Origin of the sequence: Lacinutrix neustonica, from assembly GCF_026625145.1 — a bacterium.
Lineage (GTDB): Bacteria > Bacteroidota > Bacteroidia > Flavobacteriales > Flavobacteriaceae > Lacinutrix > Lacinutrix neustonica.
Genome location: NZ_CP113088.1, coordinates 733,758 through 745,952, shown reverse-complemented (window position 1 = coordinate 745,952; position 12,195 = coordinate 733,758). Strand labels below are relative to the sequence as shown.

At 35.8% G+C, this 12,195-nt stretch carries 7 protein-coding genes, 3 tRNA genes and 2 pseudogenes; 9 read left to right on the top strand and 3 right to left on the bottom strand.

The genetic code is table 11. The features are described 5' to 3' along the window. Positions 1-2,550 (bottom strand): ATP-dependent Clp protease ATP-binding subunit, encoded by a 2,550-nt coding sequence (locus N7U66_RS04055; RefSeq protein WP_267677422.1) that lies wholly within the window; start codon positions 2,548-2,550, stop codon positions 1-3. A gap of 259 nt (positions 2,551-2,809) precedes the next feature. Here N7U66_RS04055 and gyrA point away from each other — a divergent pair. The 3 genes and pseudogenes from gyrA (at position 2,810) to N7U66_RS04040 (ending at position 6,614) form a co-directional block, all read left to right on the top strand. Further along, positions 2,810-5,340, top strand: a pseudogene (gyrA, locus tag N7U66_RS04050) (DNA gyrase subunit A). Between the two features lie 31 nt (positions 5,341-5,371). Further along, positions 5,372-5,662, top strand: coding sequence for a hypothetical protein (locus N7U66_RS04045; protein WP_267677421.1), 291 nt, complete (start codon positions 5,372-5,374; stop codon positions 5,660-5,662). Further along, positions 5,631-6,614 carry a tetratricopeptide repeat protein gene (locus tag N7U66_RS04040; protein ID WP_267677420.1) on the top strand — a complete coding sequence of 328 codons (984 nt, stop codon included), beginning with the start codon at positions 5,631-5,633 and terminating at the stop codon, positions 6,612-6,614. Before N7U66_RS04045 ends, N7U66_RS04040 begins: the two co-directional genes overlap by 32 nt. 50 nt (positions 6,615-6,664) lie before the next feature. On the opposite strand, the gene N7U66_RS04035 is transcribed toward N7U66_RS04040, so the two are convergent. Beyond that, positions 6,665-7,414 carry a C40 family peptidase gene (locus tag N7U66_RS04035; protein WP_267677419.1) on the bottom strand — a complete coding sequence of 250 codons (750 nt, stop codon included), beginning with the start codon at positions 7,412-7,414 and terminating at the stop codon, positions 6,665-6,667. A 13-nt stretch (positions 7,415-7,427) separates the two neighbouring features. Next, positions 7,428-8,605: pseudogene (locus N7U66_RS04030) on the bottom strand (acetyl-CoA C-acyltransferase). A 134-nt stretch (positions 8,606-8,739) separates the two neighbouring features. Between N7U66_RS04030 and N7U66_RS04025 the strand changes: the two are divergent. The 6 genes from N7U66_RS04025 to N7U66_RS04000 all read left to right on the top strand — a co-directional run bounded on the left by N7U66_RS04025 (position 8,740) and on the right by N7U66_RS04000 (position 12,193). Further along, positions 8,740-10,785, top strand: coding sequence for an HD family phosphohydrolase (locus N7U66_RS04025; RefSeq protein ID WP_267678605.1), 2,046 nt, complete (start codon positions 8,740-8,742; stop codon positions 10,783-10,785). 90 nt (positions 10,786-10,875) lie between these two features. Further along, positions 10,876-10,964, top strand: a tRNA-Ser gene (locus N7U66_RS04020). A 21-nt stretch (positions 10,965-10,985) separates the two neighbouring features. Next, positions 10,986-11,060: transfer RNA gene (locus N7U66_RS04015), tRNA-Pro, on the top strand. 40 nt (positions 11,061-11,100) lie between these two features. Continuing rightward, positions 11,101-11,174, top strand: a tRNA-Arg gene (locus N7U66_RS04010). A 72-nt stretch (positions 11,175-11,246) separates the two neighbouring features. Continuing rightward, positions 11,247-11,408, top strand: a complete 162-nt coding sequence (locus N7U66_RS04005; protein WP_267677418.1) for a hypothetical protein — start codon at positions 11,247-11,249, stop codon at positions 11,406-11,408. Positions 11,409-11,509: 101 nt separating this feature from the next. After that, positions 11,510-12,193 carry a hypothetical protein gene (locus N7U66_RS04000; RefSeq protein WP_267677417.1) on the top strand — a complete coding sequence of 228 codons (684 nt, stop codon included), beginning with the start codon at positions 11,510-11,512 and terminating at the stop codon, positions 12,191-12,193. Positions 12,194-12,195 lie beyond the last annotated feature (2 nt).

Sequence of the window (12,195 nt, the reverse complement as noted above, 5' to 3'; positions counted from 1 at the left end):
TTATGATTCAGCTGGTTTCTCAGCTTTTTCAATAGTGATTTTTATTTCATCATTTTTCTTATCCAAGTCCATTTTTATCACGTCCCCATCAGTAACTTGAGCGGTGATAATTTCTTCTGCTAACGCATCTTCAACATATTTTTGAATCGCTCGTTTTAAAGGTCGTGCACCATATTGCTTATCAAACCCTTTTTCTGCAATATAATCTTTAGCTGCTTTCGTTAATTTAAGTGTATACCCTAAACCTGTGATACGATCTAATAATTTGTCTAATTCAATGTCTATAATCTTATTGATATCCTCCTTTTCTAAGGAATTGAAAACCACAACATCGTCAATTCTGTTTAAAAATTCAGGCGCAAAAGATTTTTTCAAAGCATTTTGAATCACTGCACGGGCATTCGCATCTTCCTGAGATTTTTGAGAGGCCGTACCAAAACCGATACCCGTACCAAAATCCTTTAATTTACGTGCTCCAATATTTGAAGTCATAATCACAATCGTGTTTCTGAAATCAATTTTTCTACCTAAAGAATCGGTTAAATACCCATCATCTAAAACTTGTAAAAGCATATTAAAGACATCGGGATGGGCTTTCTCAATTTCATCTAATAGAATAACAGCATAAGGTTTACGTCTTACTTTCTCTGTTAATTGTCCACCCTCTTCATACCCCACATATCCTGGAGGCGCACCAACCAAACGAGAAATAGCAAATTTCTCCATGTATTCACTCATGTCTATACGAATGAGAGAGTCTTCACTATCAAACAACTCTCGAGACAACACTTTGGCTAACTGTGTTTTACCAACACCTGTTTGACCTAAAAAGATAAACGACCCAATAGGCTTATTAGGATCTTTAAGTCCAGCACGATTACGTTGAATGGCTTTCACTACTTTAGCAACCGCTTCATCTTGACCGATAACTTTTCCTTTAATAAGCTCAGGAAGTTTAGCTAGTTTGTTGCTTTCGGTCTGCGCAATACGATTCACAGGTACCCCGGTCATCATAGAAACAACATCTGCTACGTTGTCTTCCGTTACGGTGACTTTATGTAATTTGGTGTCTTCTTCCCATTTTTCTTGTGCGATGGCTAACTCTTTTTCTAACCGTTTTTCATCATCTCTTAAACGGGCAGCTTCTTCGTATTTCTGTTTTTTAACCACAGAGTTTTTAGTCACTCTAACCTCTTCAAGTTTCTTTTCTAACTCAATGATTTGTTTTGGAACATTGATGTTAGTTATGTGAACGCGGGATCCAGCTTCGTCTAAAGCATCAATGGCTTTGTCCGGAAGAAAACGCTCAGTCATGTATCGATTGGTTAACTTCACACAAGCTACAATGGCTTCGTCTGTATAAGATACATTATGATGTTCCTCGTATTTACTTTTTATATTGTTTAGAATTTCTATAGTTTCATCTACTGTAGTGGGTTCTACTATCACTTTTTGAAAACGACGTTCTAGAGCGCCATCTTTCTCAATGTATTGTCTGTATTCATCCAGTGTTGTGGCTCCTACACATTGTATTTCACCGCGCGCTAATGCCGGCTTAAACATGTTTGAGGCATCCAAACTTCCCGTAGCACCTCCAGCGCCTACAATGGTATGAATTTCGTCAATAAAAAGAATCACATCATCGTTTTTTTCTAGTTCGTTCATTACGGCTTTCATACGCTCTTCAAACTGGCCACGGTATTTGGTTCCAGCAACAAGGCTTGCTAAGTCTAAAGTCACGACACGTTTGTTAAATAAAATACGTGATACCTTACGTTTAACAATACGGTTCGCTAAGCCTTCTGCTATGGCCGATTTACCAACTCCTGGTTCACCAATAAGTAAGGGGTTGTTTTTCTTTCTGCGTGACAGAATCTGAGACACACGTTCAATTTCTTTATCACGTCCAACGACAGGGTCTAGTTTTCCTTCTTCTGCCATTGCTGTTAAATCACGCCCAAAGTTATCTAAAACAGGTGTTTTAGACTTCTTATTACCTTTTCCGGTAGGTGTATTGAAAATGTCTTTAGACTCGTTGCCTTCATTAGCTTGAGAATCATCATCTTGAAATGACTCCGCTTTAGGCTCTATGTAATTATCGTCGTTTGTAATCATAGACTTGAATTGTTCTTTTACGTTATCATAATCCACTTTTAACTTATTTAAAAGCTTTGTAGTCGGATCGTTTTCATTTCTTAAAATACATAATAACAAGTGAGCTGTATTGATGGACGTGCTCTGAAACAATTTAGCTTCTAAAAACGTAGTTTTTAAAGCGCGTTCTGCTTGTCTTGTTAAGTGTAAGTTCTTTTTTTCGTTTGAGGTGATGGTTACATTGGGGTTAGCGGGACTTAAAATTTCCACTTTACGCCTTAAATGATTTAAATCAATATCTAGGGCGTGTAATATATTAATGGCTTTCCCATTACCATCTCTCAATAAACCAAGCATTAAATGTTCTGTCCCTATAAAATCATGACCTAACCGAAGTGCTTCCTCTTTGCTATATGCTATAACATCTTTTACTCTTGGTGAAAAATTATCATCCATAAATTGTTTCCTTTCTGCATTAAATTTACTAAATCATAATATCAATCGCAAAAACTATTCCTTAAATATTATGTCTGTAGCTAATAGACAAAAAAAACTTTATAAAATCAAAACAATTAACAAGATACTTATTAAGAGAGAACAGGCGTAATTGTTAATAAATACCTTTAAAAAAGAAAGCTTCAAGGCCTACTATCACTAATGAAATATTTATATTAGCACGTTTTGAAATACTTATAAAAACTAAATAATATTTTATATGGCAGAAGGAGAAAAACTGATTCCAATCAATATTGAAGATGAAATGAAATCGGCTTACATTGATTATTCAATGTCAGTCATTGTGTCACGTGCTTTACCAGACGTAAGAGATGGATTAAAGCCAGTTCATAGACGTGTACTATATGGTATGCACGAACTGGGTGTTAGAGCAAATAGTGCACATAAAAAATCTGCAAGAATTGTGGGTGAGGTTTTAGGTAAGTATCACCCACACGGTGATACTTCGGTTTATGATGCAATGGTGCGTATGGCTCAGGAATGGAGTTTGCGTTATATGTTAGTTGATGGTCAAGGTAACTTTGGATCTGTAGATGGCGATAGCCCTGCAGCCATGCGTTATACTGAAGCAAGAATGCGAAAAATATCTGAGGATATGCTTGCTGATATTGACAAAGAAACAGTAGATCACAAATTAAATTTTGATGATACATTAGAGGAACCAACCGTTTTACCAACACGTATTCCGGGCCTTTTAGTTAATGGAGCTTACGGTATTGCGGTAGGTATGGCAACAAATATGCCACCACATAACTTAACAGAAGTTGTCGATGGAACCATTGCCTATATTGAGAATAATGACATTGAGATTGATGAATTAATGCAACACATTAAAGCGCCGGATTTTCCAACAGGAGGAACTATTTATGGTTATGATGGTGTTAAAGAAGCATTTCATACAGGTCGAGGACGTATAGTAATGCGGGGGAAAACAGTATTGGAGGAGGTTCATGGTCGCGAATGTATTATCGTAAATGAGATTCCATATCAGGTCAACAAAGCAGACATGATTAAGAAGACTGCAGATTTGGTTAATGAAAAGAAAATCGAAGGTATTGCTACTATTCGTGATGAATCTGATAGAAATGGAATGCGAATTGTTTACGTGTTAAAGCGTGATGCCATTCCAAATATCGTTCTTAATAAACTATATAAATATACCGCATTACAATCGTCGTTCAGTGTTAACAATATTGCATTGGTTAATGGGCGTCCACAACTATTAAATTTAAAAGAGCTCATTCATTATTTTGTTGAGCACAGGCATGATGTTGTAGTAAGAAGAACAACATACGAACTACGCAAAGCAGAAGAACGCGCGCATATCTTAGAGGGTTTAATTATTGCTTCAGACAATATAGATGAAGTTATTAAAATAATAAGAGCCTCTTCGAATGCAGATGAAGCTAGGACGAACTTAATAGAACGTTTTAAACTTTCTGAAATTCAAGCCAAAGCAATTGTTGAAATGCGTCTACGTCAATTAACAGGACTAGAGCAAGACAAGCTAAGAGGAGAGTACGATGAAATAATGAAAACGATAATTGAATTAAAGGATATCCTCGACAAAAAAGAGCGTCGTATGGCTATCATTAAGGAAGAATTAGTGGTTGTTCGCGATAAATATGGTGATGAGCGTCGTTCAGTTATTGAATATGCAGGGCGAGATTTAAGTATCGAAGATATGATTCCAAATGAACAAGTAGTCATTACTATTTCTCATGCGGGTTATATTAAACGTACGTCTTTAAATGAATACAAAACCCAAAATAGAGGAGGTGTTGGACAGAAAGCATCAACCACGCGTAATGAGGATTTCTTGGAACATTTATTTGTGGGTACTAACCACCAATACATGCTATTCTTTACTCAAAAAGGAAAATGTTTCCGGATGCGTGTGTATGAAATTCCTGAAGGAAGTAAAACTTCAAAAGGAAGAGCCATTCAAAACCTTATTAATATTGAGCAAGATGACAAAGTGATGGCGTTTATTTGTACTCAAGATCTTAAAGATGAAGACTACATTAATAGTCATTACGTTATTATGGCGACTAAAAAAGGTCAAGTTAAAAAGACCTCTTTAGAGCAATATTCACGTCCAAGAACCAATGGTATTAACGCCATTACGATTAAAGAGGATGATGTTTTATTAGAAGCAAAATTAACTACAGGCGAAAGCCAAGTTATGTTAGCCTTAAAATCGGGTAAAGCCATTCGTTTTGAAGAAGCCAAAACACGACCAATGGGGCGTAGTGCTTCGGTGTAAGAGGTATTCGTTTACAAAATGAAGACACAGATGAGGTTATTGGAATGATTGCTGTAGACGATATGGAAAGTGGCATCCTTGTCGTATCAGAGAATGGGTATGGTAAACGATCTAGTCTAGAAGACTATAGAATTACTAATCGCGGCGGAAAAGGTGTAAAAACGATTTCTATTACAGAAAAAACTGGTAACTTAGTATCTATTAAGAGTGTAACCGATGAGGATGACTTAATGATTATCAATAAATCGGGGATAGCCATTAGAATGGCGGTAGCCAATTTACGAGTGATGGGTCGTGCGACACAAGGCGTTAAACTGATTAATTTAAAAGGCAAAGATTCTATTGCCGCAGTTGCAAAAGTGATGCATGAGGACGAAGAAGTTATTGAAGAAGGTATTGAAGGCGTTGAAAATCCGGATGAAATAGACAATGGCACGACTCTTGCTTCTAACGAAGAAGAATAAAAAAATCTTTAAATAAAAATTATAATTTAACATGAAAAAACAATTAATTCTCTCATTAGCATTAATGATAACCTTTTTTTCTTTTGCACAAAAGAAAGAATTAAGAGAGCTAGAGAAAGCAGTAAAAAATAATAATTATGCAGAAGCTAAAGCTGCAGTTTTAGAATTAGAGCCATTACTTTCATCTATGGACGATAAAAGCAAAGCGAAATTTTATCTTAATAAAGGAAAAGCATTCTTTGCCAATGGTGCTGGTTCCGGCGAAGAGGTAATGATGGCTGTAGAAAGTCTTGAAAATATATCTCGGAAATTCCTATGCTGATGAAGTTGCAGATTTGAGAAAATTAATGGAAAATGACTTACTTCAAAAAGCAAACACTTTATTTACAAATAAAAATTTTAAAGAAGCAGAAATGGCTTTCGCTAATTTGCACGAAGTTGTTCCTGCTGATGCCGAGTATTTATATTATGCAGCAGTAAGTGCAGTAAGTGGACAAGATTTCGATGCCGCTTTAAAACATTATTTAAAGCTTAAAGAATTAGGATATACTGGAGTTAAAACGGAGTATTTTGCCATAAACAAAGAGACTGGTGAAGAAGAGGTTTTTGATAAGGCAACAAGAGATTTGTATGTAAAAACAATTAAATCTCATATTGCTCCTGGCGAAAGAGATACAAAATCTAAAGCTCCCGAAATCACAAAAAACATCGCTTTTATTTATCTTCAGCAAGATAAAATGGATGAAGCATTGACTGCCATTAAAGAGGCGAGAGCTACAGATCCATTAAACTCTGATTTAGTCATTACAGAAGCTAACATCTATTACAAGTTAGGTGATACTCAAGAGTATGAGCGTTTAATTAAAGAAGCTACCGCTAGGGACCCGGAAAATAAAGATTTATTATTTAATCTAGGGGTTCTATCTTCAAAAGCAGGAAAGAAAGAAGAGGCGAAAAAGTACTACTTGAAAGTGGTATCATTGGATTCAAACAATGTGAATGCATTAACCAATCTAGCTGTTTTAATATTGGATGAAGATAAAGCTATTGTAGAAGAAATGAATGGATTGGGTAATTCTAGTGCAGATAACCAACGTTATGATGAATTAATTGCCAAACGTAAAATTGTCTATAAAGAAGCGATTCCTTATTTAGAAAAAGTAGTGAACAGTGGTAATGCAGATGCAGACGTTGCTAGAACACTTATGAATATTTATTCGGCAGTAGGAGAAGCGGCAAAAGCTAAAGAAATTAAAGTGAATTTTAACCTTTAGTAACACGTTCAACGATATAAAAAAAACCGCTTTTTTGAAAAGCGGTTTTTTTATATGATTTTTTTAATGACACGAAGTTTATGAGTGTGTATGTGTTTATCTACATTATAAATACCGGAATGATCTAATCGATCAATACGAACTTTGCCATGAGCATGAATGATGTAGTTGTCTTTCATAATGATACCTACGTGTACAATATGCCCCTCAGCATTATCAAAAAAGGCTAAATCCCCAGGGTCACTTTCTTCTATAAAGCTTAAAGCCTCACCTTGAGTGGCCTGTTGCGAAGCATCTCGTAATAATTTGTAGCCGTTAAGTTTGTAAACCATCTCGGGTAAACCCGAACAATCAATACCAAACGGCGTTTTACCTCCCCATAGGTAGGGTGTGTTTAAATAGGAAAAAGCTGTGTTTATAAGCGCTTCTTTTCTTTGTATTATGTTAGAAGCATGGCCATCAAAATGATGATTTAAAAATTTTAATCCGTTTAATGTGGACCCTAAAGGAATGGAATATAATTGTTTATGGTCATCTTCAATAAACTCAATTAGATCTGTAGATAAATTTGGTTTCTCTTGGATGATGATACCATAAGCTTCTTCCGATAGTTCTATATATTGCTTTTTGTCAATCCAACCTTCATATTGGTCAAATGCTAAACGGATTTTACACCAAAATTTTCGTTCTTCTATGATTTTAAAAACATCACCATACAACACTTGCGAAACCATTTCGCTAGTGTCTGCTGCTTCAAGTCTTAAAGGAACAATGCTTAAGTTGCAAATGCCGTATTGCATTAATCTACCAAATTTAATTACGTTCTATAACCATTGCTGAGGCGCCACCACCACCATTACAAATGGCTGCAGCTCCAATTTTAGCATTATTTTGTTCTAATACATTAAGTAACGTAATAAGAATTCTAACCCCCGAACAACCTAGTGGATGTCCTAATGATACCGCGCCACCATTAACATTAACATTACTATCTTCTAGGCCTAAGATTTTCATGTTTGCTAAGCCTACTACAGCAAAAGCTTCATTAAACTCAAAGAAATCAACATCTGTTATATCGATACCAGCACGCTTAAGTGCTTTTGGTAATGCTTTAGCTGGAGCGGTTGTAAACCATTTTGGTTCGTGTGCAGCATCGGCATAACCTTTAATAGTAGCCAAAGGCTTTAAACCTAATTCATCTGCTTTTTCTCTACTCATTAAAACCATGGCGCCAGCACCATCGTTTATAGTAGACGCGTTAGCAGCGGTAACCGTACCGTCTTTACTGAAAGCAGGACGTAAGGTTGGAATTTTGTCCATTCTCACGTTGCTATATTCTTCATCTTTTGTTACAATGATGGGTTCTCCGCGACGTTGCGGTACTGCTACGGGTACAACTTCATTGTTAAATCGTCCATTCTCCCAAGCATCAGCCGAGCGCTTATAAGATTGTATCGCATACGCATCTTGATCTTCACGTGAAAAACTGTATTCGGTAGCACAAGCATCCGCACAAACCCCCATCGCATTTTGATCATAAACATCAACGAGTCCATCTTTTTGCATCCCGTCTACAAGTGTCGTTGGTCCAAATTTTGTGGCCGTTCTTGCATAATGATAATGCGGAATCAAACTCATGTTTTCCATCCCTCCAGCAACAATAATATCGGCATCACCTAGAGCAATAGCTTGAGCCGCTTGCATAACGGTTTTCATTCCGTAAGCACAAACTTTATTGATAGTCGTACAAGGTACGGTGTCCGGAATACCCGCGAAAATAGCAGCTTGTCTCGCTGGTGCTTGTCCCGTGCCAGCTTGTACAACATTACCCATTAATACTTCTTGAACCAATTCGGATTTAGATTTATTTTGTCTAATGCGCCTTTAATCGCAATGGCGCCCAGTTTTGGCGCAGGAATAGTAGATAAAGCACCTAGAAAACTTCCAATTGGAGTACGTGCGGCAGAAACAATAACAACTTCTTTATTCATGATGAGAGTATAAATATAATTCGTTGCGAAATTAATGAATTTTTCCTAAAAATGGGAGGCATAAATTGAATATAACAGAGAATAGAAAACAATATTTGTTACATTTGAAATTAGAAATTAATTTTCAATTCATAATGAAGGACTTAATCAATAAATTCTATAAAAATCACTCACTAATATATAAAGCACTTCTTTTTATTTCTACTACTTTTTTAATTGTTTACCTATTTCCTAAAAGCGGAAAATTTAAATATAATTTTGAAAAAGGAAAACCTTGGCAGTCTGAAACACTCTATGCCCCTTTCGATTTTGCGATTCAAAAAACAGAAGAGGAGTTAACGCAAGAAAAAAATAATATTGAAAAGAATAGCACCAGGTATTTTGAACTGGATAACGCTGTAGCGCCGTTTGTGTTAAATGAATTTAACAACACTTTTAATAAAGCCATTCCGGACTCAATAAAAAAGAACAGGTCCCGATTAAAAAGGATAGGAAGAGATATTATTAAGGACCTGTATGACTATGGCGTACTAAACGATATTACCACTATTAAAGATAATGCCAACATCACCATTTTAGATAACCGGGTTGAAAAGAAAAAAACAGATTTTGGAAGTCTTTATAACCTATCTGAAGTTAGCAAAAAAATAGATTCGGAATTAGAAAATTCAAATTTAAAGGTCTATTCAAAACCGCTAACGGCTTTGTTTTTCAATATTATAAAACCAAACGTGACTTATAATAGGGATTTAACTGAAAAGGCTCTACAGGAAGCAATGGGTAAAATATCTTATACAAGAGGCAGTATTGAAAAGGGGACCTTAATTATTTCTAAAGGAGAGGTCGTTGAAGGCAACAAATTTTTAATTTTAACCTCGTTAAAGTCTGAATATAAATCGCAAGTTTGGAACGAATCAAATTACAATTTAATCATTTTTTCCTACACACTATTAGTAGCTTTAGCCCTGCTAATGCTTCTATTATTTCTAAGAAAATATAGGTTAACAGTCTTTAATAACAATACAAAAGTCACCTTTATATTCTTTAATATTTTATTAATGGTGTTGCTAACAACACTATTGGTTAATTATAATTCTTTATATATTTATATTGTACCTATCGCTATTTTGCCTTTGGTTTTAAAAGCCTTTTTTGATGCGCGTTTAGGGCTGTTTACACATGTTATTACCGTTTTGTTATTGGGTTCTATAGTGCCTAATAGTTATGAATATATGTTCTTACAAATTATAGCTGGAATAGTCACTATTTTAACGGTTTCAGAATTATATAAACGCGCGAACCTATTTATATCGGTTGGACAGATTACCTTAGTTTATATCATCGCCTATTTTGCGTTTTTTGTTATTCATGAGGGCAGTGTTGATACCTTAAAATGGGAAACTTTCGGAATGTTTATTCTGTGCGGTCTAGCGACTTTATTTGTACAACCCCTTATTTATATTTATGAAAACCTTTTCGGATTGGTCTCAGATGTATCGCTTTTAGAATTGTCAGACACCAATACAAAACTTTTAAAACGGTTATCTAATGAAGCTCCAGGCACTTTTCACCATTCCTTAAACGTTGCGAATTTGGCAGAAGCATCAGCCAATGAAATTGGAGCCAATGCCATGTTAATACGGGTGGGAGCACTGTATCATGATATTGGTAAGATGAATAATCCTACCTATTTCACAGAAAATCAATCTTCAGGATTAAATCCGCATGACGAATTATCACCAAAAGAAAGTGCTAAAATAATTATAGATCATGTCCTTGACGGTATAGAAATAGCAAAGAAAAACAATCTTCCAGATCGTGTGATTGATTTTATTAGAACCCACCACGGTACAAGCAGTGTTTATTATTTTTATAAGAAAGCACAAGAGGTCAATGAAAATGTAGACATCGACGATTTTTCATACCCAGGGCCGAAGCCTTTTAGTAAAGAAACGGCAATACTAATGATGTGTGATAGTGTTGAAGCCGCTTCAAAAAGTTTAAAGGAGCCCACATCGACAAAAATTGATAATTTTGTAGAAAGTATCTTAAGTAAACAAATGGAAGATGGACAATTTTTAAATGCCAATATAACTTTTAAAGAAATTCAGGCCATAAAAAAAGTGCTAAAGCGCAAGCTTGCAAATATTTATCATTTAAGAATAGAATATCCAGAATAATTATTAAAAAAAAATAAATAAATTTGTTGCGTTATATAAGATGTTGTCTTACATTTGCATCCGCAATTAGAGCAGAGTTCATAAACAATTGGAGAGGTGCCTGAGTGGCCGAAAGGAGCGGTTTGCTAAATCGTCGTAGGTGGAAACACTTACCCAGGGTTCGAATCCCTGTCTCTCCGCAATATTAGATAACCGGGAATCGGGGTGTAGCGTAGCCCGGTTATCGCGCCGCGTTTGGGACGCGGAGGTCGCAGGTTCGAATCCTGCCACCCCGACTTTTTAGTTTGAAAATCACTTTTAAACTTGTAATGCTAAGGGCTCTTAGCTCAGCTGGATAGAGCACCTCCCTTCTAAGGAGGCGGTCGAAGGTTCGAATCCTTCAGGGCTCACAGAATCCCTTTCATTTATTTGAAAGGGATTTTTTGTTTCTAATAGATATTTAAAACTTATAACTTTATTTCATGGCTAAAACGGGACGTCCTAAAAACACGAAAAATAAGACTAAGCATTCTAAGCTTATGGATAAAAAAAAGAATAAACTTCGTCAGGGAAAAATAGACCGCAAAGAAAAATTGAAGGCTATTATTGCGCGCTCTAAAGCGAGTAATAGCGAAGAAGAATAATGTACATCTGTAATTAGCGGGTTCAAAATCGGTTAAATTATCGTTAATCTCAACATAAAAAAGGCTCAATAGTTGTAAATTATACTTCTAAAATGTAACTATTGAAATTTATAAAATTCACTAAAAAAGGGATTTACTGTATTCCAGGGCGGTTCTATCTTGACCCTTGGTATCCTGTGGATCACGCCATCATATCACACGGCCATGCCGATCATGCCAGATGGGGAAATAAAAAATATTTTTGTCATCACCATTCTAAAGCCATCCTTCAGCATAGAATAGGAGGCGACATACTTATTGAGAGTATGGGGTATAATGAAACACGTACTATTAATCAGGTTAAAGTGAGTTTTCATCCGGCAGGGCATATTATTGGTTCCGCTCAAATACGTTTAGAATACCAAGGAGAAGTTGTGGTGTTTACAGGCGACTATAAAACACAAGCAGACTTTATTACTGAGCCTTTTGAACCGGTTAAATGCCATACTTTTATTACCGAAAGTACTTTTGGTCTTCCCATTTACCACTGGAAAACAGAGCAACAACTCCAGGAGCAACTTCACCATTGGGTACTACAAAATCAAACGAATAACAAAACGAGTGTTTTTATTGGTTACTCATTGGGAAAATCGCAACGTATTATATCTTTAGTCGATGGTTTAGATACCATTTATGTGCATCGCGCTATCCATAATATAAATCAAGCGATTACCAGTTCTCGTATTCATTTGCCGAAAACAACGTTACTCACTTCAGATTTATACAAAAAAGACATCCGAGAATAAGA

Excerpts from the sequence above, each read along its gene's own strand:
- N7U66_RS04045 (WP_267677421.1), top strand. The coding sequence starts at position 5,372 with ATGAAAAAACAATTAATTCTCTCATTAGCATTAATGATAACCTTTTTT.
- N7U66_RS04005 (WP_267677418.1), top strand. The coding sequence starts at position 11,247 with ATGGCTAAAACGGGACGTCCTAAAAACACGAAAAATAAGACTAAGCAT.
- N7U66_RS04035 (WP_267677419.1), bottom strand. The coding sequence starts at position 7,414 with ATGCAATACGGCATTTGCAACTTAAGCATTGTTCCTTTAAGACTTGAA.
- N7U66_RS04055 (WP_267677422.1), bottom strand. The coding sequence starts at position 2,550 with ATGGATGATAATTTTTCACCAAGAGTAAAAGATGTTATAGCATATAGC.
- N7U66_RS04025 (WP_267678605.1), top strand. The coding sequence starts at position 8,740 with ATGAAGGACTTAATCAATAAATTCTATAAAAATCACTCACTAATATAT.